Here is a 20,738-nt window from a genome sequence, read left to right as displayed (position 1 = left end):
TATAGTGCACTTTATGGCTTCAAGAGGAGTGTGTATTTTATACTGTGTGCAAAATAAATACAATAAATATTTTTTAAGGACATCTAACGTATTGATTATTTCATCTTTTTATACCAATAGCGATAATAAATAATCAAGACTGATACGCATCCACAAGAAATTATACTCAATAAATAGCCTCCTGCCAGTAAATAATCACCAATAAGGACTCCATGTAACAAGGTAAACAGTTGAATAATATTAAATCCTGCAAAAGTAATGAGCGACAGGCCTTGAGATGATTTTGTTTTTATAAGGGTAATAATTTGCGGAATAAAGAGAAGGGCATTGACCAGGAGGCTCAGCGAAAAACCCAGTTGTATAATCCATTCTGTCATCATGCACTCTATCGGGGGAATTAATCTAATTATATGCTTATCTTGATAAGGATGTAATTTTACAGCATTTTTCTTGCAAGCTACTTTACCCTGCGCAAGGGCTATAATTTTTGAAGAGTTTTCCGATTATCATGTTCCATCTACGCTAATGTGTCATTTTTAGTCTTTATTTCATATAATAATTCTCGGATTCTCTTTGTCTGGTCTTGATTTAATGCGTTTTACACTTTTTTTTGCTGTCTTTTTAGTAAGTTCCTCCTCAATTGCGTCCCCAAATAATTTTGCTCAAGCAAAAAAAATTGCTGGTCTTATCGCGCGTGCACATTTATTTATGTCTCAACAATATACTATTCCCTTAAGCTCTTCGCAAAAAAAGCTTTTTCTTGCTTGGAATAAGCGCTTTCCTCCTACAGCATGGGAGCGTGAATGGGCGGCGCAGGTTGCCTTCATAGAAGGATATGAAAATCCTTACATTACTCAATGGGCATAGTGATTTCTCTGTCTAACCCCTTGGTGCATTACCAGGCTTTAAAAGGGAAATCTTGTTTATTAATAAAAAGCGATAAATTAGGCACTCCATTCATTAAACTTGACCAGGCACTCGTCTGATTGATCAGGTTACGCCCTAGGATATTGGTGGACGTTATTTTAGCAAATACACTTGACCAATCGAGTAAAGGATTCGCACAGAGATGTTCCCAAAATAGTTTTAGCTGTGCGACCCGATTATTGATTGGGTTGCCTGCTATAATTGCGGCATTAATAGCACCGATTGAAATACCTGCTACCCAGTCAGGAAGGAGATCAACCTCGGCAAGAGCTTCATAGACTCCTGCTTGATAGGAACCTAAAGCGCCACCTCCTTGTAACACCAGAGCAATACACTCAAACGGTGGTCTTTTTATTGTGTTTGATAACTTGTTCAGCCGTGATGCTCTATGCCCGTTGCTTTTCAAAGAATGCCCCTATAATAATGTATTATTAGCTTGAAAAATCCATTGACGGATTTAGTGTACTTTATTAAATATTAAGATAGGCATTATTGAGGAATTAGGCAAATTGCACCACCCATTGAATGAATTATTCAATGGGTGGTGCGGTAAAAATCTATTATCTTTCAGTGTCGAACATAAATGATCTTTAATTGGAGTTCTTTTATAGAATCCAAATGCGTTCCTTGTCATTAAGAAATCAGAATTAGTTTTATGCGAATGATGCATGGGTCAATAGGATTACGTTGTTATCATTTCATCTCTCGAAGGAGAAAAAGACTCACATCATCCATGGTTTCATGCCCCTCTCTAAACGGTTTTTCTAATACTCTGATGAGACGACCGATATAGAGGAAAAAATAAGCAATAAAGCCAAAAAGTATAAATGATTCTGGAGATCCTTCAGTCTTTAAGAACAGAAGAAAGAAGGTGAGAAAGCCTATTAATGATTCAGCCAGAATATGTACAGAGGGAATAAATTGAGTTCTTTGAATTTGATATATTCGTAAAATTATCTTTCTCAATGCACCTTGTTCTGTTTTTAAACGAACAAGAAAGTTAGGTGCCATACCTAATTGTTCCATCTCTAAGAATGAAGATGCTAATTGATTGATAGCATTTAGGCATGGATCTAAATCGTGGTGATTTCCTTCATGATCTATTCCTTTAAAAAAGAGCTGAACTATTTTACTAATAGTGGCATGAATTTTTTTTAAATCAAACTCATTATTCTTCTGATGAAAAAGGGTTGCTTCTTCCAGTATGTTTTCAAGAGAGGCTCTGATTTCTGCTGGAAATTTTTCGGCTTCTTTAAAGTCTGTCAAAATTCCAGCAAGCAAAATACTGATAATAAAAATGGCACCGGCCATGGTGCTTGTAAAAAGAGGGCTAACGACAACAAATTCTAAACTGAAACGATGGATAAAAAATTTGGTGATAAGCAACAAAATCATAAGGGGTACAACCCAAAAGCAGATATGAAATTTTTTGAACCCGTTGCTTTTCTTTTGATGTTTATGGCGCATCATAACGTAACATCCCTTGCTGATTTTTGTAGTAGATTTTATAAGTATCCCTATCCCTAAATTCAACTATACATTGATTTAATAAGGATTCAATTTATTAATTGATTGCCTGTACTCGATTTAAAGAGGGATTTATCCTTTAAGATTGTGCTCAGAAGTTAAGTGTTCGTTGGAAGCACATCGAGAAAAAAAAAGAGAGTAAAGGCAATTAATGCACAACCAGAAAGAATAAGTCCCATACGCCTCATTGTTTTTCCAGAATTCCCATTGGCCAGAACTAACAATACAATTCCTATAGCGAAAATAACACCACTTACAGCAAGAATACTGTGATTCATTACGATGTCCATTATCGCTCTTTTTAATCGTGAGATTGATTCAAGTATAGAGGAAAATAGATCACCAAGGGAACTCCATTAAAAAGATAGTTATTATAATTATTGAACATGTTTTTTAATGGAGTAATAGGTGTGGAGTTCATTTATAAAACTTCGTAGTTTTTTAAATTGGGCTTGAGTTGCTTCTTGGTCATTCGCATCGCTGCTGGCATCCATTTGTGTGGCCAGTTTTTTAATAGACGCAATAGAGTTTTGAAGCATCTTTAATTGGGCTGGGGATAAACTTTGGCTTAAATTAGGGAGTGCGTTCACCAATTTGAGAACAGCAAAAACATGATAATGCACTTCATTTAACTGATTGTTTTCAATTGCTTTATAAAGGACTATAGTGTACTCATCAATCTCTTGAAATATTTCTGGAGCAGTCGTAGGAATAATCACTTGAGATGCAAGATGCTCACTTGCTATTGCCAGTGATATCAATAGAAAAAAAAGCAATGAGATTTTAACACTTTTGTTGAATAACGAACTTAGGGTAAAGCGTTTTATATTCATAGTTTGCTCCTTTTAATGAGAGTCATTTATCCTCTGTTAATGTCGTGGATGGTGAGGATGATAGCCTCCAAAGCTGCGTTTCTTCGGAGCGTCATTATTGGATTTAGTGCTTTCTGTAGACGAGGAACAGGAGCATAAGAACACTAAAAGTGTTAAAAATACAAAAAATCTAATCATGTTACTATCCGTGTTAGTTTCAATAGATTAACTGTAATTTAAAAAGAATGGGAATGAAAGCGTTTATAATCATTAGTGCATGGGAATGGTATGAAAATATTTCTTATATAAAGAAAGATAAATATTATTGTTTACTATTTTTTTTAGTGCTTTATTCACTCTGTTTATTAATTTAAGGGAGTCATTCTTAGCCATAATTCCATAGCCTGTTCCAATGAGCAATGGTTCTCCAATCCCTTTAAACGATTGCTGATTATTGGTTATCCAATAGTCTGCAGAAAAATCGTCCATTAAGACACCATCCACTTCGTTTTTATTTAATGCGCTGATTAATTGTTCTGTCGTAGAGTATTCTGTAATGGATGTTCCTGGCAATTTTTGAGTAATCCAGTCTTTAAATATACTACCTTCTATAGCACCCACATTTTTTTTCGTTAAATCTCCCACTGTGGTGATTGAATTTTTATGGGTTGTCATAAAGCGTGCTTTACTTATTAAATAAGGCAGACTAAAAGAAAATTGTTGTTGCCTTTCATTGGTAATGATGATGGCAGCAATTGCCAGATCGATTGTTCCTTTGTTTAATTGAGTAAACAGTTGGTTAAAAGGCATGGGTTTAAATTGGCATTGAGTCTTCATTTCGGTACAAAGGCTAGTCATCAGCTCAATATCAAAACCAAAATAATGATCTTTATCCGCACGCATAGTAAACGGAGGATCGTAAGATACAATTCCTACTGTTAAGGGCTTAGCTGCTATGAGAGAAGTATGTATCAAAAGAATTATGCCTATAAACCGAATCAACATAGCAGAGTCACTTATAATAACGCATTAATTTGATAATCAATATCTTTGTTTTAACATGTATCCTCAGGTTTTTAAATGATTTTTAAAGAATAAATCGCAGGGGTGTATAATTAATCTATTTAAGGGTAAACTCAATAGAGATTCGTTAATACAGACAATTATTGAAGGTAAGGATGCTTTATTTTATCAGAGGGATAGTTACGGTTTTATTCATCTTTGTTTTCAACGAAGTGATGGCTGCTAATCCACTTACATTTAAAGACGCATTGAATCAAGCCTATCAAAACAATCCAGAATTGCAGGCAACAATTGACAAAGCACAGGCAATTCGTGGCTACTTTATTCAAAGCGGACTTTATCCTAACCCTCAAGTCACACTGACCGCAGAAAACTTTGGTGGCTCAGGTTCTTACAGCAGTTATGAAGCTGCAGAAACGACTTTTTCTATAACGCAACCCATTCCTTTAGGCCATCGGTTACAGTACCTGCAAAAAGCGACTTATGCGGATTATCTAGCCTCCCTTGCCAGTATTAATGTGCAAAAAGCAGTGCTCTATGTTGCTGTGGGTGTGGCTTATGTGGATGCATTGTATGCCTCTCAATGGCATCTCGTCACCAAGAAATTAATAAAATTAAACCAAGACATAGTTTCTGCAATAGATCGCCGTGTAAAAGCGGGAGCTGGAGCGGAATTAGATTTACGATTAGCCCAGGTGCGATTGGGTGAAGCGCGTATTCAAGAGAATAAAGCAGGACGTGAGGCCTTGTTACAGCGCGCAAAATTGGCGCGGTTATTAGGAACTAGTTTCCGTATTGATAATGTATTGGTGGATAGAGGATTGCCAGGTACGTTGTGGGACTGGCCGCAATTATTAAAGAAAATAGCGGGAAGTCCGCAATTACTGCAAATGAAACTTCTGCTGCAAGCCAAACGCGCCACCATTACTGCGGTAAAAAAATCGGTTTGGCCTGATTTAAACATCCAATTGGGTGGCCGTCATTTTTCAGACGATGGCAGTAATGCGGCTGTTGCCTCAGCTTATGCCCAAGTTCCTGTATACGAGCGAAACCAAGGAAAAATTCTCACAGCTGAAGCACAATACACTCAAACTGCTCATGAATATCGAGGAACCCAATTGGAATTGCGCCAAAATCTCTACGCGTTCTTTTTACAGGCACAGCAAAACAATTATGAAGCACAATTGGTTACTAAATCGTTGTTACCCTTAGCACGTAAATCCATAAACCTTGCTCAAGAAGGGTATCAAATGGGGCGTTACACCTACATTGAATTATCCGTAGCTTTAAATGCGTTATACGAGGAAGAGCGACATTATCAACAAGCTCATGCCGATTATCATAAATCATTAATTCAGATCACAGGACTTTTGGGGCTGGATAATCCCAAGGAGAGCAAATGAACTTTTTAAAACCCTTCATTATTATAGTCAGTGTTCTGTGTTTTTTTCATGTATGGGCGGGAGAAGATTCAACCGCTGCGGAAGAAACTGAACATCAAGAAAGTATAGAAAAAGGACCACAAGGCGGTCGTTTATTTAAAAAAGATTCATTGGCTATGGAGCTTTTAATTTTTGAACGGGGCATGCCTCCTCATTTTCGTGCCTACTTTTATGAGAATGGAGAAGTCATGTCACCTGATAAAGCGCGATTAACTGTTGCGTTAACTCGCTTTTCTGGAAAAAAAGAAACTATTCATTTCACACCTGTTGAGACTTTTTTACAAAGTAATGAAGTGATTCGTGAACCCCATTCATTTGAAGTAGGGATTAACTTAAACATCCAGGGGCAAAACATAACCTGGCATTATGAGACTGCGGAAGGGCGCGTTAAAATTCCCCAGACCGTTTTAAAAGCTGCAGACATCCAAACAGTGGTCGCACAAAGCCAAACCATTAAAACTCAATTAAAGGTAGTAGGAAAAATTGTTCCCAATCGCGATACCCTTACCCCTATTTATGCCCGTTATTCAGGTATTATTAAAGCCATCAATAAAAATTTGGGGGATGAGGTGACCAAAGGCGAGGTGCTAGTCACGATTGAAAGTAACGAGAGCTTACAAAATTACACTATAACCGCACCGATGACCGGGACTATTGTACAAAAATATGCAACCAATGGTGAGTTGGCACAAAGTACAAAACCCATTTTTGAAGTGGCTAATCTTGCTAATGTATGGGCAGATTTTACCTTATATCGCAAAGAAGCACCTTTGATAAAGTCAGGTATGGAAGTCACCGTAACAGGTGATGAAGGTAAGCCCCAATCCACGAGCATCATTTCTTACATTGCTCCTTTAGGGATTGAAGACAGTCAAACCACTTTAGCTCGAGCAATAATCCCCAATGAAGCTCGTGCGTGGTTACCTGGCATGTATGTGAATGCAGCCATCACCATTAAAGAAAAAGAAGTGCCTGTTGCGGTGCTTCTTTCTGCCATTCAACGTCTAAATGATCGCGAGGTGGTTTTTGTACAGCAAGGTGATTATTTTGAAGCCACTCCAGTGACTTTAGGGCAGAAGGACGACGAGTGGGCGGAGGTAGTGTCAGGTCTTGATAAAGACCAACGCTATGTGAGTAGAAACAGTTTCTTTATGAAAGCTGAATTAGGTAAAGATGGCGCAAGCCATGAGCACTAAGGATCAATAATGCTTGAGAAAATTATTCGGTTTTCCTTAAAACACCGTTGGTTTGTGTTGTTGTTTACTGCTGCTATTGCTGGTCTTGGGGTTTATAACTTTCAACGCCTTCCAATAGATGCCGTGCCTGATATTACGAACGTGCAAGTACAGATTAATACTCAGGCTTCGGGGTACTCCCCATTTGAGGTGGAGCAACGCATTACCTTCCCAATGGAATTGGCGATGAGTGGTTTGCCAAGTCTTAGTTACACCCGCTCTTTATCACGTTATGGATTATCTCAGGTGACGGTGGTCTTTAAAGACGGTACCAATATTTATTTTGCACGGCAGCTCATTAATGAACGCTTGCAAGAAGTGAAAAATAAGCTACCCCCTGAGGTGGAAACAACTCTTGGACCCATTTCTACCGGTCTTGGTGAGATTTTTATGTACACCGTGACCAATCAGGCGAACGTGCCTGTCAGCCAACGGTACAATCCTACAGAGCTGCGTACCATTCAAGATTGGATTATTAAACCGCAATTACGTAATGTTGAAGGCGTTGCAGAGGTTAATACGATTGGAGGTTATGAAAAGCAATTTCATATCACGCCCGACCCCATGAAACTGGTGCGCTATCGGTTGAGTTTAAATGATGTCGTTGAGGCTTTGGAACGCAATAATGCTAATGTGGGTGCTGGCTATATTGAAACTAATGGCGAGCAAAATTTAATTCGTGTTCCAGGTCAAGTAAAAGATAGTGCAGATATAGAGAACATTGTTATTGCAAGTTTTGAAGGAACTCCTGTTCGTATACGCGATGTAGCTGAGGTGGCTATAGGAAAAGAATTACGTACTGGTGCTGCGACTGAGAATGGTAAGGAAGTCGTTTTAGGAACGGTATTTATGTTGATGGGTGAGAACAGCAGAACCGTATCTGAGCGTGTGGCTGCAAAAATGAAGGAAATTAATAAATCACTTCCGTCCGGGGTTGAGGCCGTGACAGTCTACAACAGAACCTTATTAGTAAATGCAACGATTAATACAGTCAAGAAAAATTTACTGGAAGGGGCGTTATTAGTCTGTGTGATTCTGTTTCTCTTTTTAGGTAACGTTCGCGCGGCTTTAATTACTGCCATGGTTATTCCCTTATCAATGTTACTAACTATTACAGGGATGGTTGAGAATAAAATCAGTGCCAATTTAATGAGCTTAGGAGCGCTGGATTTTGGTTTGATAGTGGATGGTGCGGTGATTATCGTTGAAAATTGCATCAAACATTTAGGAGAGCAACAGCATGCTTTGAAGCGCATTTTAAATCTTGAAGAGCGCTTAAAAGTCATCTCCTATGCCACAACAGAAGTCATTAGACCAAGCATCTTCGGAGTGTTCATTATTACCGTGGTTTATTTGCCCATTTTAACCTTAACCGGAGTTGAAGGTAAAATGTTTCTGCCTATGGCAGAAACGGTCATCATTGCCCTGTTAGCTTCTATGCTCTTTGCCTTAACCTTTGTGCCTGCAGCAGTTGCTATCTTTTTAAATGGTCGGGTCCAAGAAAAAGAAAATTGGTTAGTGCATCATCTGAGTCTAGGATATGCCGTCGTATTAAGACGGTGTTTTCATGCCCGAAAAGTGGTCTTGGGTGCCGCATTATGTTTAGTAGCAGTAAGCCTTTTCCTGGCTTTTCGTTTAGGCGGAGAATTTATACCCAGCCTTGATGAGGGAGACATCGCCATGCATGCGATGCGTATTCCTGGAACCAGTTTAACCCAAGCCCTTACCATGCAGGATTTAGTAGAAAAACGGGTAAAAGAGTTCCCTGAAGTAAGCACTGTGTTTGGAAAATTAGGTACTGCAGAAGTCGCTACTGATCCCATGCCGCCTAACGTGGCAGATACCTTTATTATGCTAAAGCCACGTAAAGATTGGCCTAATCCTAAAAAAACTAAACAGGAATTAGTTCAAGAAATTGAACAGGCAGTTCAGCAAGTTCCAGGGAACAATTATGAATTCACCCAGCCCATTCAAATGCGTTTTAATGAGTTGATTTCAGGAGTTCGCAGTGATGTGGCTGTGAAAGTATTTGGTGATGATATGGATGTTTTGTTAAAAATTGCTGAATCTATAAGCGCCCAATTAAAAAAGGTTCCAGGGGCTGCGGATGTAAAAGTCGAACAGGTGAGCGGGTTACCTCTTTTAACCGTTAAGATTAATCGTGAGGCTTTAGCACGTTATGGACTACAAATCAGTAGCGTACAAGATGCCATTGTCATTGCGACAGGCGGTAAGAAGGGAGGGGAGTTGTTTGAAGGGGACAAACGTTTTGATTTGATCGTCCGTCTGCCAGAATCCATGCGCTCAGATCCTAATGTATTGCGCCAAATATTTATTCCTCTGCCGCCCTCAAAAGATGGAGAGCGTCATTTTATACCTCTAAATGAAGTCGCCTCTTTTGTTCGAAGTGAAAGTCCGAATCAAATCAGTCGTGAAAGTGGTAAGCGCCGTGTTGTGGTCAGTTCCAATGTACGAAATCGTGACTTAAGTTCTTTTGTGAATGAAGCAAAACAACGAATTGAGCAAAATGTCAAGATCCCTAGCGGTTATTGGATTACCTGGGGAGGACAATTTGAACAATTGCAATCCGCCACGCAACGCCTCCAAATTGTAGTGCCGATTACTTTAATCGGGATTTTCTTACTCCTTTTTATGAGTTTTGGGAGCGTTAAAAATGCCTTATTAGTATTCTCAGGAATACCCTTGGCCTTAACAGGTGGGATTATTGCTTTATGGTTACGGGATATTCCTTTATCTATTTCAGCAGGTGTAGGATTTATTGCTTTATCGGGTGTTGCGGTACTCAATGGCTTGGTTATGATTACCTTTATTAATAAATTGCGGGAACAAAAAAAGTTTTATTTAAAAGATGCAGTATTGCAAGGCTCACTAGCACGACTTCGCCCAGTATTGATGACCGCGTTAGTCGCCTCCTTGGGTTTTGTGCCTATGGCACTTGCAACAGGTACCGGTTCTGAGGTGCAACGCCCTTTGGCAACAGTAGTTATTGGCGGGATTATTTCATCCACTTTCCTGACCCTGTTGGTTTTACCAGGACTATATTACATTTTTCATGACCGCCGTAAAAATGGGCAACTCAGTCCACAAAAAAAGTCAGAGTGAATTTGACAAAGCACGGTATTTAGCTATAGTAATAGTTAAATACTTGTTTAACTGTTTAAGTCATTATGCTAACACACGATCAAATGATAACGCTAAGTGATATTTTACATTTAATGGGTGAACCTAATCGCTTAAGACTTTTGGTGACTTGTTTAGAAGGTGCTAAGTCTGTTTCTGAACTGGCACAACAATTACAATTATCGGTACCACTAACCAGTCATCATTTGAGTTTACTTCGTTCGGCTCGACTGCTCGTTGCTAACCGAGAAGGCAAACACATTTATTACAGTATTTATGATGCGCATGTACGCTGTATTTTAGATGACATGCTAAAGCACTTTACCGAAGAGACGGACAGTTAATAGGTTTTTTCTAATGGAACACGTCTTTGAGAGCAAGGTGTTGAATATCTTAATTGGTAGAACAAGGCCTATTTGGAGTGTTAACTATGACCGCACCTTTAACATTAACGACCTTTTTTGTTGCAGGCCTTGATTGTCCTTCTGAGGAACAATTAATCAGAAAGCAATTACAAACGATACCTGAAATAAAACAATTAGATTTTAATTTCATCGCGGAAGAAGTAACCGTACACCATTCTTTATCTACTATTGAGCCCATACAGCAAAAAATTGAAAGCCTGGGTATGAGCGTTCGTTCTAAAAGTAGCAATGTGTCAGACCAAAAGGGCAAGCGTTTTGGTATTGATGCGTCTTGGGGTGCCATTGGAATTGCTGGATTATTTGCACTTTTTTCAGAATTAGCTGCGTATTATTTTGCATCAGAACAATCCATTTGGGTCATTGTTCCTGCCTTATTAGCTATAGCGTTAAGTGGTCCTGCAACCATTAAAAAAGGGTGGATTGCTTTACGCACGAAAGCGATGAACATTAACAGCTTAATGTTAATTGCCATAACGGGTGCTGCCTTTATTGGTGCATGGCCAGAAGCTGCAATGGTGACCGTTTTATTTGCACTTGCTGAGCGTATTGAGCGTTATTCCTTAGATAAGGCACGTCAGGCGATTCGAAGTTTAATGGAAATTGCCCCAGAGGTCGCTCTGGTTAAAGGGGACAATGGTCAATGGCACACACTACTTGTTACAGAAGTACAACCTGGTGCCGTATTTAGAGTGAAACCCGGTGAGCGTATTCCTCTCGATGGTCATTTGATTTCAGGTCAAAGTACGGTGAATCAAGCGCCTATTACTGGAGAATCAATGCCGGTGAGTAAACGAGTAGGGGATAGTGTTTTTGCCGGAACACTCAATGAACATGGTTCGTTTGAAGTCAAAGTGAGTAATGCTTCAGGGGATACCCTACTCGCAAAAATTGGTAAGGCGATTGAACAAGCACAAAGTGAGCGTGCGCCAACTCAGCGATTTGTCGATCAATTTGCGAGGTATTATACCCCAATAATGGTACTCATTGCCGTTCTAATCGCCCTTATCCCACCCTTGGTATTTGGTTATCCTTTTTATGATTGGATCTATAAAGCATTAACCTTACTGGTTATTGCGTGCCCTTGTGCCTTAGTTATCTCGACACCTGTTACAGTGGTAAGTGGTTTAGCCGCTGCAGCTAAGAGCGGGATACTTATCAAAGGGGGAAGTTATTTAGAGAATGGATATCGCTTAAAATTAATTGCCCTGGATAAAACAGGCACATTAACTGAAGGAAAACCGGTAGTTACCGATTTTATTGCTTATGATAAAAACCATACAAAGAGCGAGTTATTACTATTGGCAGCAAGCCTCGATTCTCACTCCGAACATCCCGTGGCACACGCATTGGTGGCCTATTGGCATCAAGAGCAGCCTGATGAAGTGATGCTATCCATAGATCAATTTAGCGCATTGCCAGGTCGAGGTGTTAAAGGCCTCGTTGACCAAGAACTCTATTATGTAGGGAATCATCAATTAGCTGAAGACAATGAAGTATGTAGTTTAGGAGTCGAACAAGCGCTCGAACGATTGGAAGAAGAAGGGAAAACAACCGTGATCTTAAGCAATAAGACTCAGGTTTTAGCGATTTTTGCTGTAGCAGATACACTTCGTCCCACCAGTAAAAAGGCTATTGAAGCCTTGCATCAACAAGGCATAAAAACTGCGATGCTCACCGGAGATAATGCCATTACCGCTCGTGCTATTGCAACGCTTGTAGGAATTGATGAAGTACAAGCGAATGTATTACCTACAGACAAAATGAAGGCTATTGGTCTTCTTCTGAAGGAATATAAAGCAGTAGGGATGGTCGGTGATGGAATTAATGATGCCCCAGCCTTGGCTGCAGCTACTATAAGTTTTGCTATGGGAAAAGGCACTGATACTGCTTTAGAAACAGCCGATGTCGCTTTAATGAATGATAATCTGGCGATGCTGCCTTTATACATTCACTTAAGTCGTAAAACGTCTCGTATTCTACAGCAAAACATCAGCCTATCCCTGATTATTAAATTGGTGTTCTTTATTTTAGCTCTTAGTGGATTAGCTACCTTGTGGATGGCTGTATTTGCTGATATGGGTGCTAGTTTAATAGTGGTGGCAAATGGTTTACGATTGCTGAACGCTCATAAAAGCTATATGAAAAAGACTCATTTAGCCGAAAGTGACACGTTAATTAAGTAATTAAAGGGCGTAAATAGTACGCTTGTTACATGAGTTAGGAGGTCGTTATGTTGCAGTATAAAGGCTACATTGGACATGTGGTATTTGACGATCTCAATGAATTGTTTTTTGGAGAAATAATTAATACGCAAGCGGTAATTACTTTTCAGGCAACTATGGCTCACCATTTAAAAAAAGCCTTTATGGAAGCGATTGATCATTATCTAAAAAGTTGTGAGAAACAATTTAAAGAGCCTGAAGTACCTTTATTAGGACAATTGACACTCACTATTTCGCCCGAGCTTCATCGAGATGTATTCATGGCGGCAAAAAATTCAGGAGTGAGTTTGAATGTTTGGATTTGTAGTGCTTTAAGGCATGCAGTGTGTAGGCATTAAAAATAAGAAATAAGGGAGTGTTAACAAAAGAGGCTATATATTGAGAGGTAGTATATGAATAGCAAATTGCATTTCTTAGTAACCGAACCCTCTCTTGGCGCACGGATTATTATACGCGCTCAAATAACTCAATTGGGGCATTGTGTCGATATGGCCTTGGATGTTGAATCCACCTTAGTTTTGGTGGAATTAAAAACCTATCATGTCATTTTGATTGATGCTGAGCTTAATAAAGAATGCGATTGTTTTGAACTGACTGATCTTATCCGGGAACAATCAATCTTTAATAAACTGACCCCCATTATATTATTGAGTACATCACCTCATAAAATTTTAAAAAACAGTCGTTACCCTTGCTTTGCAAAGCCTATGAACATTAACGACGTCACTAAGATAATTAATTATTTGGAGGAATATAATAAAAATAAATGATGTAGTGTTGGGGTTGGGACATATTATCCTCAAATAGAATAGGAATACATCCTAATATTCAGTATGTTATGCTTAATAAGTATCGATTCAAAAGGAAATAAAAAATGACTATGGGATTTAAAAAAATTATTGTTTTGATAGGGGTATTCTTATTAGGTTGCAGTTTAATGTCCTGTGCAAAAAAAAATCCTGATACAGCTCATCCTGAGGAAGGATATCAAGGAGGGTTTGGTGGTGATGGTGGACATATGCATGAACCTAAAGAATAGCTCAGGTGTTTAATCAGTCAAGGAAAGATGATGGAACTTACTCCGTGGTTTTTAGTCGCTCTGTCTGCAGCAGTCATTGTGTTATGCGGGCTTTCTCTTTTCATTTTTAAAAAAAGAAAAAGCCGGTATTTCATTATTGTTCTCTTTATTTTTCTAATGTTTGCAGCCATTTTTTTACACGGGGTTTCATTTAGAATGTTATAAAGGGTGTGCCAAGTGCCTTTAAGTGCTAATTGTTAGATGCATCGGGAGTGATGTGACACATCATTGTTAGGAAGACATTATGGACAAAAAGATTAAGCCCAATGTTCAAGGAGTTTCGAGAGAACAATCACTTTGGTGGGCTCTTTCATTAACAGGTGGTTTTTTGATTGCTGAGCTAATCGGCGGTATTCTAACCGGCAGCCTTGCATTAATCTCCGACGCTGCGCATATGTTAACCGATGTTACTGCGTTAATTATTGCACTAATTGCTATTCATGTAAGTAAACGACCGGCTGATGCACGCCGTACTTTTGGTTACTATCGATTTGAAATTCTAGCTGCTGCATTTAATGCCGCTCTTCTTTTTGTAGTAGCGCTTTATATTATATATGAGGCATATCAACGGTTAAAACAACCTCCTGAAATTTATTCCACCGGTATGTTAATTATTGCCAGTCTCGGTCTGCTTATTAATTTAGCATCTATGTATTTATTATCCCGTGACAAAGATAAAAATTTAAATTTAAAAAGTGCTTATCTTGAGGTATGGAGTGATATGTTAGGCTCTGTAGGGGTGATTATTGCAGCGCTTTTAATTCGCTTCACAGATTGGAGCTGGGTGGACTCAGCTATCGCAGTTTTAATTGGATTGTGGGTATTGCCCCGCACGTGGATACTTCTCAAAGAGACTATAAACATCCTTTTAGAAGGCGTACCCGCAGGAATTGATTTTAACCAAATTAAGTCTCGAATAATGTCTATAAAAGGTATTTTAGACGTACATGATTTACATATTTGGGCTATTACTTCCGATAAGATTAGCTTAACAGCTCACCTTGTCATTGATTCTCGTTTTAAGGAAGAACTGGTCAGGGATGAAGTTCAGTTATTATTATTAAACCAATTTAAAATTTCCCATACTACCCTACAAACAGAAAATAAAAAGACACTTAGTCTGTGCAATAGGATTAATAATAATGAGTAATGACCAGGATTATCCAGTTAATCGTAAACGTTTTTTCGATGTCCTATATGGACAATAAGAATTATAAAATGATCGTCTTCAATTTTTGCGATAATACGATAATCCCCCGTACGATAACGCCACAGCCCCGAAAGGTTACCTGATAATGGTTTACCAAATGATCGCGGATCTTCAGCAGGAATTACTTGCTCCTTTAGATATTTAATAACTCTCTTTTGGGCAGAGTGTCCTAGTTTTTTTAGATCTTTTTCTACATCAGTATCAAATTCAATCTTCCAGGCCAAGGCGGTTTTCCATTTCTTCAAGAGTTATACGAGGATTTCTCTTTTCTAATCGTGAAAGGACAATAAGGTGCTCTTCCTGTTCATTTAGAAAATCTTCGATTGCTTGTTTTACATAATAACTTTTAGAACGATGTGTTTGTTCTGCTAAGCGTGACAAACGTTCTTCAAGTTTCTCCGGTAAGCGAACGGCTAACATAAGTTTCCTTTAAGTGTAACACATGTATTACAAGTATAGCATAGTGCAAGAGTTTGCACTATGCTCAAAGAATTTAAATTCTTATTAGGGCTGTAAGTTTTATATTTATTTGGCAGGAAAAAAATTAAGCCTTAAATAGCATTAGTCCAAAAAATAGAAGGCTTCTAAATTATATATTTTTATACAATCGAACGATACAAGACGATATCATGACGTCATTGCGTTCCCTGCCAGGGAATTTTAATAGTCAATTGTGTAAAGAGGCAAAAAATGAACACCACCAAAATCAGAGAAACATTAGATACTTGGCAAATTAGCATTTATTTTGGTGCGGTTGTAGTGGCAATCTTAATTTCTATGATTTTTTCAAGCACAATAGCTTTTGAACATGTAGTAAATCCGGCATTAGCACTGATGTTATTTGTAACGTTCCTCCAAGTGCCAATTGCTGATTTGAAGAGGTCACTCTTACAGTTTCACTTTCTAGGCATCCTGCTTTTAGTCAATTTTATGGTACTTCCGTTATTAGTTGCGATTTTAGTTCCATTTCTTCCCACGGATTTTATGGTGCGACTTGGAGTACTGTTGGTTTTGCTCACTCCTTGCATCGATTATGTCGTAACCTTTTCACATCTCGGGCAAGCCAATGCTCGCTTATTGCTGGTAGCTACACCAGCGCTTCTTATCGTACAGATACTACTGCTCCCAATTTATCTCGGTTTGTTCCTTGGAGAGAGAGCCACACACTTAGTTCAAATTGGTCCATTTGTTCAAGCGTTTATATGGTTAATTGCTATTCCCCTTTTATTTGCACTATTCGTGCAGGCATGGGCATCACGTAGCTTAACAGGGAAGAGAGTTTTAATAGCACTTGGATTACTTCCAGTACCAGCAACAGCTCTTGTGCTTTTCTTGGTAATTGCGTCGGTAATCCCACAACTTGGACTTTCCATTAAGTTGGTTTTAAAAGCAATTCCGATTTACATTGCCTTTGCAATTATCGCGCCTCTAATCGGATGGTTTGTCGCCCGAATGCTCCGACTGGATGTGCCGGCCAGTCGTTCAGTAGCTTTTAGCGCAAGTACTCGCAATTCACTTGTAGTTTTACCGCTTGCCCTAGCAATTCCAGGTGCTACTCCAATACTTCCTGCAATCATTGTTACTCAGACACTTGTGGAGCTGATCAGTGAATTGATTTATGTGCGCTTAATTCCTAAATTGATGTACTCAAAATAATAAACAATTTTATGGTATAAAAATTATCTACCAAATAAACAAAGCGACTCATTTGGGGTAGATAACGTACCTTATCTACCCCAAATGAGGTAAAATGAGAAAAATACTCATGGAGCATGCCTTGAATTTACTGAATGATAAAAACAACAAAAATCGAAAGTTTGGGGTAGATAAGGTTTTTCATCCTTTGGATGTTCATTTTGATACCAATTCGTTATCGGCCTGGTTGTCATTTTATTTTCAGGTTCATGTCAAAGGTGCGCCCGAAAAAACAGTTCAGGCTAAACAAAAAGACTTATCTAAATTTTTAAATTTTTTTCAGGTCGAAGTAGGGCACGACCAGGTAGATAATTGGACACCAGCAGTAAGTAAACAATTTCAACGTTCCTTATGCAATACCATTTCGGAGAAAACCGGAAAAGCATACAAAGCAACTTCCATTAATCGGACCATGGCAACCATTCGTCATGCAGGCCGTTGGCTTTATCAACAACGACCCTTAATTGCGGGCGATCCGTTATCAGGGGTTAAAGATTTACAGACAGATGCTCCAGAATGGAATGGCTTGAACTCGAAACAGCTTATGCGCTTAAAAGCAGCCTGCGAGCAACGCGCTAAAATATGTACTCGAAAAAATCAAAATGCATTATTGGAAACTGCTGTTTTTTATGTGTTGTTGGGAACAGGTTTGCGGGAATCTGAATTGGTCTCATTAAATGTACACCAATATCATTCAAAAGGGCTTCATTCTGTAGTACGACATAAAAGTAAACGGGTGACTACTAAAATTCCCTTACCGCAAGAAAGTAGAGAACATTTGGAACATTATTTAAAGAGTCGAGCTATAGAATCTGACCAACCCTTATTTATTAATAGGGCAGGGAATCGTATTAATACTCGGAATATATTTCGAATATGTCAGCGAGTTTTAAAACAAGTGCTTGCACTTTTACCAGAGAATGAGCGATTTGAATTTACACCTCATAAACTTCGGCATACTTTTTTGAAAAAAGTAACAGATAAGCATGGAGTGCATTTTGCTCAGGAACTTAGTGGAAATGTTTCAATAAAAGAAATTTTTCGTTATGCGAAGCCCAGTCAGGACGAAATGCAGGAAACAATAGAAGAATTATTTGAACCATAATTTGGTCTTATTTAAGCCATTAAAGTAAAGTAGATGTTAATGAGAATAAAATACAAAACGGTGGACAACTAATGAATAACAGAAATGATCTCATGATCCGCTTTGATAAGGCTTGGAAGCAAGGTGTAAAAAAAGTTGGTGTTGAATTTTTTAACCTAAAAGCATCCTCACTCAATGATGCCCACAAAAGATGGCAGTTAGAACCCAACTATCAATTCATTAAAGAGTCCATAGGCGGTTATAGCCATAGCAAACAAGTATTGCTTGCTATGATGTACTCTTTTTTTGATCCTGAGTGCGGTCAAGAACTACTTGAAAAAGTTGGTACATCAAACTTTGTTGATGCTCGATCCTACCTTGATGAAGAGGGGGTTTACATTATTTCTGAGCTTTGGAATAGCCATTACGGATGGTGAAAATCTTCCGAAATTCAGCATGTCCTTTATTTCTATAAGGTTAATATTCTGGATTTCCATCTATCAGGATTTAATCTTTTAGAATTTATCTGTTAATAATTGGGTTAGTATTTGGGTCAGTATTTCTTGAAATATAGAACTGAGTGCTATATAATTACACCATATAATAAAAAGAAATATGGAATGTTATTTTGCGGGTTTTTAAAAACAAATGGTTTACTAAATTTGCAAAGAAAGAGCGTATTTTAGATTCTCAATTATGTAAGTTAATAAAAGAGATTGAAAAAGGATTAATCGATGTTGATTATGGTGGTGGAGTTATAAAGCAAAGGCTTGGCAGAGCAAACCAAGGAAAGTCGGGTGGGTATCGGTGTATTATTTTATATCGATATAAAGATCTGGCCTTTTTAGTGTATGGATTTCCAAAAAATGAACGTGACAACATAAGCCAGGAAGAAGAGCAAATATTTAAAGATTTATCTTCGCAGATGCTTAATTTTTCTGGTGATGACATTGAGCGATTGCTCCAATCAGGTGCACTTGTGGAGGTACTATATAATGAGCACAAATAAAACATATAAAAGTGAGGTTTTTGAGGCTGTACATGAAACTGTTGTTGATATGTTTGATGCGGGTGTTATTGATAAAAAAACAATGCGACAATTTGATCGCGCATGTTTAACCCCGATACATGAATTTTTACCTGTAGAAATAAAGGCATTGCGTGAACGAGAAAATGTGAGCCAACCCATATTTGCGTATTGTCTTAATGTATCTAAAGATCTTATTAGCCAATGGGAGAGGGGGCTTAAAAAACCAGCAGGTACTTCTTTGAAATTACTTTCTTTAATCGAAAAGAAAGGACTAAACGCTATATTATAAATATATGGGACGAGTCAGGATACCTGTGATTACGATTGTAACCCAATCTTAATCACAAATAGAAATGGAGGCACTTACCCAATATTTTAGCCGAAGAAGAGTCTTATTGCCCTAATTCAGAAGCCAGATAACCTCGGACTGCTTTAAGAATCTCAACCAGGTAGTAATCCATCTTTTGCCATTCACTTTCACTGACACCAAAAAACACGGAAAAACGAAGCCAGTGGCTGAATAAAGCATTAGTAATGGCTTCGATGCGCATATCCTTTTTAAGGAAATCACAGGTGATGGTGTGAATGGCTGTGTTGACCGCTTCGGTCTGCTCCAGGGCAATTTTCTGCGGCACGTTATCCAATTTTTCAGGGTGGGTCAGATGTTTTTTTAATTGTTGCATAGAATCGTTTAGCGCACGAATTTCCTTGCTTAATTCTGGCTTGGGCAGGGAGTGGGTAGTTGATTTGACCAGTTTAATGATGGGCAGCATGTGGTGGAATGGATCAGTCTTGTCCAGTGTTTGTTTGCTGAATCCATTTATAGGCGCCTCCAAAGTAAACCAGAAATAAAAAAGGCTCATTAAAATGATTTTAATTTCATACCCCTGGGTTATCAGCTCCATGAGTGTTTTTTCAATGCCAGCATGGGCGATGAGAACCTCTTTTTGAAATGCATTGGCAGCGGGCGTTTTTTGGTTGTAGGTCTGTTCGGAAAGGTGGCGAATTTCACTTAAAAGGGATTCCGTTTCTTCATAATGAGCGCTTTGCTGGGCTTCTATTTTTGCATGCTCTGCGGTGGCGTACGATTCCATTAAGCGATAAATATGTTCTTGAAAGAGGCTCACTAAGGGTAGGCCATAATCAAAATATTGTGATTCTTTGAGGGATTTGTTTTGAAGGTGCGTGAAATAGCCCATCACCCAACCAATTTGGATGGCTAATTGATTGAGAACATAATGGTCTGAAAGCCCATCGAGTTCTTCTCTCCATTGTGCGCATTGTTCTGAGCCCATCAGCAGCATGAGTTTTGTCAGTGATTCATCGGAGCAGAAGGGGGTAGGTTGCTTTTTCTTGCTTCTGATTCCTGGCTGATTATTTATTTCGTCAAACATGTCCATGATTTCTCGCCCAAGGCGCATGGTTTGCACCACGATGCTGCCAGGGGTGATGTTGCGCAGTTGATCCAGATGGATTTTCTTTTTTTCCGTGCTTTTGACGCTGTGATTGATGGGGTGTTGTGCAAAAGCATCGAGTGAGGCTTTTGCCTGGTGCTGGATGAGCGTAAGGAGAGATGGTACTAAAGCTTCTGCTTTTTTAACGGTGTGTACCGTGGTGATTGTACCGAGGTAGGCGCAAAGATAACCGCACAGAATTTGAGGTATCTGCACCAGTTTTTCTTCGATGAGTACCCATTTGAGTTCTTCCAGAAAATGACTACAGCTTTTCATGGTGTCGTATTCAAGATCAGTTAACGAAAAATAAGCGTCTTCGTCAAGCAGTGCGTAATTGACATCGGGGAGCATCGGGGCTTGGTAGGAAATCATAAATTCTTCTTGTTACAAAATAGAAAGGGCTGATCCTGTGCCAAAATCAGCCCTTTGTGTT

Annotated in this window: 24 protein-coding genes; 15 read left to right on the top strand and 9 right to left on the bottom strand. The window is 38.7% G+C overall.

Going from position 1 to position 20,738, the window contains the following annotated elements:
• Window positions 1-95: 95 nt before the first annotated feature.
• Window positions 96-380: a PQ-loop domain-containing transporter gene (locus IZU94_RS00770; protein WP_051190617.1), complete on the bottom strand. Its 285-nt coding sequence runs from the start codon at window positions 378-380 to the stop codon at window positions 96-98.
• Window positions 381-591: 211 nt separating this feature from the next.
• On the opposite strand from IZU94_RS00770, the gene IZU94_RS00765 reads away from it, so the two are divergent.
• Window positions 592-867 (top strand): endonuclease, encoded by a 276-nt coding sequence (locus IZU94_RS00765; RefSeq protein ID WP_115343607.1) that lies wholly within the window; start codon window positions 592-594, stop codon window positions 865-867.
• Between the two features lie 28 nt (window positions 868-895).
• Here the strand turns inward: IZU94_RS00765 and IZU94_RS00760 are convergent, their stop codons facing one another.
• From IZU94_RS00760 to IZU94_RS00740, 5 genes are all read right to left on the bottom strand, one after another.
• Window positions 896-1,333 (bottom strand): patatin-like phospholipase family protein, encoded by a 438-nt coding sequence (locus tag IZU94_RS00760; protein WP_238400289.1) that lies wholly within the window; start codon window positions 1,331-1,333, stop codon window positions 896-898.
• A 287-nt stretch (window positions 1,334-1,620) separates the two neighbouring features.
• Window positions 1,621-2,397, bottom strand: coding sequence for a hypothetical protein (locus IZU94_RS00755; RefSeq protein ID WP_035921635.1), 777 nt, complete (start codon window positions 2,395-2,397; stop codon window positions 1,621-1,623).
• 155 nt (window positions 2,398-2,552) lie between these two features.
• The gene (locus IZU94_RS00750) at window positions 2,553-2,744 is read right to left on the bottom strand and encodes a hypothetical protein (protein ID WP_028383851.1); all 192 of its coding nucleotides are present in this window, start codon (window positions 2,742-2,744) and stop codon (window positions 2,553-2,555) included.
• A gap of 87 nt (window positions 2,745-2,831) precedes the next feature.
• A complete protein-coding gene (locus tag IZU94_RS00745) occupies window positions 2,832-3,287 on the bottom strand; it encodes a hypothetical protein (protein WP_028383852.1) in 456 nt (151 codons plus the stop codon).
• Window positions 3,288-3,536: 249 nt separating this feature from the next.
• Window positions 3,537-4,271, bottom strand: coding sequence for a transporter substrate-binding domain-containing protein (locus IZU94_RS00740; protein ID WP_238400288.1), 735 nt, complete (start codon window positions 4,269-4,271; stop codon window positions 3,537-3,539).
• Between the two features lie 173 nt (window positions 4,272-4,444).
• Here IZU94_RS00740 and IZU94_RS00735 point away from each other — a divergent pair, with 173 nt between their 5' ends.
• From IZU94_RS00735 to IZU94_RS00695, 9 genes are all read left to right on the top strand, one after another.
• The gene (locus tag IZU94_RS00735; RefSeq protein WP_058388971.1) at window positions 4,445-5,692 is read left to right on the top strand and encodes a TolC family protein; all 1,248 of its coding nucleotides are present in this window, start codon (window positions 4,445-4,447) and stop codon (window positions 5,690-5,692) included.
• A complete protein-coding gene (locus IZU94_RS00730) occupies window positions 5,689-6,927 on the top strand; it encodes an efflux RND transporter periplasmic adaptor subunit (protein ID WP_028383792.1) in 1,239 nt (412 codons plus the stop codon). The genes IZU94_RS00735 and IZU94_RS00730 overlap by 4 nt, the downstream gene beginning before the upstream one ends.
• A 9-nt stretch (window positions 6,928-6,936) precedes the next feature.
• Window positions 6,937-10,089: an efflux RND transporter permease subunit gene (locus IZU94_RS00725; protein WP_028383793.1), complete on the top strand. Its 3,153-nt coding sequence runs from the start codon at window positions 6,937-6,939 to the stop codon at window positions 10,087-10,089.
• 65 nt (window positions 10,090-10,154) lie between these two features.
• Window positions 10,155-10,451, top strand: a complete 297-nt coding sequence (locus IZU94_RS00720; protein ID WP_028383794.1) for an ArsR/SmtB family transcription factor — start codon at window positions 10,155-10,157, stop codon at window positions 10,449-10,451.
• Between the two features lie 86 nt (window positions 10,452-10,537).
• Entirely contained in the window at window positions 10,538-12,715 is a 2,178-nt protein-coding gene (locus tag IZU94_RS00715) for a heavy metal translocating P-type ATPase (RefSeq protein ID WP_203107377.1), read from the top strand.
• Window positions 12,716-12,762: 47 nt separating this feature from the next.
• Window positions 12,763-13,092 carry a type II toxin-antitoxin system HicB family antitoxin gene (locus tag IZU94_RS00710; RefSeq protein WP_133137691.1) on the top strand — a complete coding sequence of 110 codons (330 nt, stop codon included), beginning with the start codon at window positions 12,763-12,765 and terminating at the stop codon, window positions 13,090-13,092.
• Window positions 13,093-13,146: 54 nt separating this feature from the next.
• Complete coding sequence (locus IZU94_RS00705) at window positions 13,147-13,524, top strand: response regulator (protein WP_203107375.1); 378 nt, start codon at window positions 13,147-13,149, stop codon at window positions 13,522-13,524.
• A 104-nt stretch (window positions 13,525-13,628) separates the two neighbouring features.
• A complete protein-coding gene (locus tag IZU94_RS00700; protein WP_203107374.1) occupies window positions 13,629-13,793 on the top strand; it encodes a hypothetical protein in 165 nt (54 codons plus the stop codon).
• A 283-nt stretch (window positions 13,794-14,076) separates the two neighbouring features.
• The gene (locus IZU94_RS00695; protein WP_203107372.1) at window positions 14,077-14,982 is read left to right on the top strand and encodes a cation diffusion facilitator family transporter; all 906 of its coding nucleotides are present in this window, start codon (window positions 14,077-14,079) and stop codon (window positions 14,980-14,982) included.
• Window positions 14,983-14,999: 17 nt separating this feature from the next.
• On the opposite strand, the gene IZU94_RS00690 is transcribed toward IZU94_RS00695, so the two are convergent.
• Both IZU94_RS00690 and relB read right to left on the bottom strand, forming a co-directional pair.
• The gene (locus IZU94_RS00690) at window positions 15,000-15,287 is read right to left on the bottom strand and encodes a type II toxin-antitoxin system RelE family toxin (protein ID WP_202972352.1); all 288 of its coding nucleotides are present in this window, start codon (window positions 15,285-15,287) and stop codon (window positions 15,000-15,002) included.
• Window positions 15,250-15,462, bottom strand: a complete 213-nt coding sequence (relB, locus tag IZU94_RS00685; protein ID WP_006871706.1) for a type II toxin-antitoxin system RelB family antitoxin — start codon at window positions 15,460-15,462, stop codon at window positions 15,250-15,252. Before relB ends, IZU94_RS00690 begins: the two co-directional genes overlap by 38 nt.
• 270 nt (window positions 15,463-15,732) lie before the next feature.
• On the opposite strand from relB, the gene IZU94_RS00680 reads away from it, so the two are divergent.
• The 5 genes from IZU94_RS00680 to IZU94_RS00660 all read left to right on the top strand — a co-directional run bounded on the left by IZU94_RS00680 (window position 15,733) and on the right by IZU94_RS00660 (window position 19,140).
• The gene (locus tag IZU94_RS00680) at window positions 15,733-16,698 is read left to right on the top strand and encodes an arsenic resistance protein (RefSeq protein ID WP_203107370.1); all 966 of its coding nucleotides are present in this window, start codon (window positions 15,733-15,735) and stop codon (window positions 16,696-16,698) included.
• A 94-nt stretch (window positions 16,699-16,792) separates the two neighbouring features.
• The gene (locus IZU94_RS00675; protein WP_203107368.1) at window positions 16,793-17,842 is read left to right on the top strand and encodes a tyrosine-type recombinase/integrase; all 1,050 of its coding nucleotides are present in this window, start codon (window positions 16,793-16,795) and stop codon (window positions 17,840-17,842) included.
• A 71-nt stretch (window positions 17,843-17,913) separates the two neighbouring features.
• Window positions 17,914-18,258: a hypothetical protein gene (locus IZU94_RS00670; protein WP_028383800.1), complete on the top strand. Its 345-nt coding sequence runs from the start codon at window positions 17,914-17,916 to the stop codon at window positions 18,256-18,258.
• Window positions 18,259-18,449: 191 nt separating this feature from the next.
• Complete coding sequence (locus IZU94_RS00665; protein WP_028383801.1) at window positions 18,450-18,830, top strand: type II toxin-antitoxin system RelE/ParE family toxin; 381 nt, start codon at window positions 18,450-18,452, stop codon at window positions 18,828-18,830.
• Window positions 18,817-19,140, top strand: coding sequence for a helix-turn-helix domain-containing protein (locus tag IZU94_RS00660; protein WP_015444995.1), 324 nt, complete (start codon window positions 18,817-18,819; stop codon window positions 19,138-19,140). The genes IZU94_RS00665 and IZU94_RS00660 overlap by 14 nt, the downstream gene beginning before the upstream one ends.
• Before the next feature lie 103 nt (window positions 19,141-19,243).
• Here IZU94_RS00660 and IZU94_RS00655 read toward each other — a convergent pair whose 3' ends face one another.
• On the bottom strand, window positions 19,244-20,677 hold the full coding sequence (locus tag IZU94_RS00655; RefSeq protein ID WP_203107366.1) for a hypothetical protein: 1,434 nt from the start codon (window positions 20,675-20,677) through the stop codon (window positions 19,244-19,246).
• Window positions 20,678-20,738 lie beyond the last annotated feature (61 nt).

The organism is Legionella bononiensis, assembly GCF_016786215.1.
GTDB lineage: Bacteria > Pseudomonadota > Gammaproteobacteria > Legionellales > Legionellaceae > Legionella > Legionella bononiensis.
The sequence above is the reverse complement of the archived record's forward strand: the minus strand, read 5'-3'. Positions and strand labels throughout refer to the sequence as shown.

What these genes read in the sequence shown, in the direction of transcription:
- IZU94_RS00770 (WP_051190617.1), bottom strand. Translation starts at nt 380, where the DNA reads ATGATGACAGAATGGATTATACAACTGGGTTTTTCGCTGAGCCTCCTG.
- IZU94_RS00765 (WP_115343607.1), top strand. Translation starts at nt 592, where the DNA reads ATGCGTTTTACACTTTTTTTTGCTGTCTTTTTAGTAAGTTCCTCCTCA.
- IZU94_RS00755 (WP_035921635.1), bottom strand. Translation starts at nt 2,397, where the DNA reads ATGATGCGCCATAAACATCAAAAGAAAAGCAACGGGTTCAAAAAATTT.
- IZU94_RS00750 (WP_028383851.1), bottom strand. Translation starts at nt 2,744, where the DNA reads ATGGACATCGTAATGAATCACAGTATTCTTGCTGTAAGTGGTGTTATT.
- IZU94_RS00745 (WP_028383852.1), bottom strand. Translation starts at nt 3,287, where the DNA reads ATGAATATAAAACGCTTTACCCTAAGTTCGTTATTCAACAAAAGTGTT.
- IZU94_RS00740 (WP_238400288.1), bottom strand. Translation starts at nt 4,271, where the DNA reads ATGTTGATTCGGTTTATAGGCATAATTCTTTTGATACATACTTCTCTC.
- IZU94_RS00735 (WP_058388971.1), top strand. Translation starts at nt 4,445, where the DNA reads ATGCTTTATTTTATCAGAGGGATAGTTACGGTTTTATTCATCTTTGTT.
- IZU94_RS00730 (WP_028383792.1), top strand. Translation starts at nt 5,689, where the DNA reads ATGAACTTTTTAAAACCCTTCATTATTATAGTCAGTGTTCTGTGTTTT.
- IZU94_RS00725 (WP_028383793.1), top strand. Translation starts at nt 6,937, where the DNA reads ATGCTTGAGAAAATTATTCGGTTTTCCTTAAAACACCGTTGGTTTGTG.
- IZU94_RS00720 (WP_028383794.1), top strand. Translation starts at nt 10,155, where the DNA reads ATGCTAACACACGATCAAATGATAACGCTAAGTGATATTTTACATTTA.
- IZU94_RS00715 (WP_203107377.1), top strand. Translation starts at nt 10,538, where the DNA reads ATGACCGCACCTTTAACATTAACGACCTTTTTTGTTGCAGGCCTTGAT.
- IZU94_RS00710 (WP_133137691.1), top strand. Translation starts at nt 12,763, where the DNA reads ATGTTGCAGTATAAAGGCTACATTGGACATGTGGTATTTGACGATCTC.
- IZU94_RS00705 (WP_203107375.1), top strand. Translation starts at nt 13,147, where the DNA reads ATGAATAGCAAATTGCATTTCTTAGTAACCGAACCCTCTCTTGGCGCA.
- IZU94_RS00700 (WP_203107374.1), top strand. Translation starts at nt 13,629, where the DNA reads ATGACTATGGGATTTAAAAAAATTATTGTTTTGATAGGGGTATTCTTA.
- IZU94_RS00695 (WP_203107372.1), top strand. Translation starts at nt 14,077, where the DNA reads ATGGACAAAAAGATTAAGCCCAATGTTCAAGGAGTTTCGAGAGAACAA.
- relB (WP_006871706.1), bottom strand. Translation starts at nt 15,462, where the DNA reads ATGTTAGCCGTTCGCTTACCGGAGAAACTTGAAGAACGTTTGTCACGC.
- IZU94_RS00680 (WP_203107370.1), top strand. Translation starts at nt 15,733, where the DNA reads ATGAACACCACCAAAATCAGAGAAACATTAGATACTTGGCAAATTAGC.
- IZU94_RS00675 (WP_203107368.1), top strand. Translation starts at nt 16,793, where the DNA reads ATGAGAAAAATACTCATGGAGCATGCCTTGAATTTACTGAATGATAAA.
- IZU94_RS00670 (WP_028383800.1), top strand. Translation starts at nt 17,914, where the DNA reads ATGAATAACAGAAATGATCTCATGATCCGCTTTGATAAGGCTTGGAAG.
- IZU94_RS00660 (WP_015444995.1), top strand. Translation starts at nt 18,817, where the DNA reads ATGAGCACAAATAAAACATATAAAAGTGAGGTTTTTGAGGCTGTACAT.
- IZU94_RS00655 (WP_203107366.1), bottom strand. Translation starts at nt 20,677, where the DNA reads ATGATTTCCTACCAAGCCCCGATGCTCCCCGATGTCAATTACGCACTG.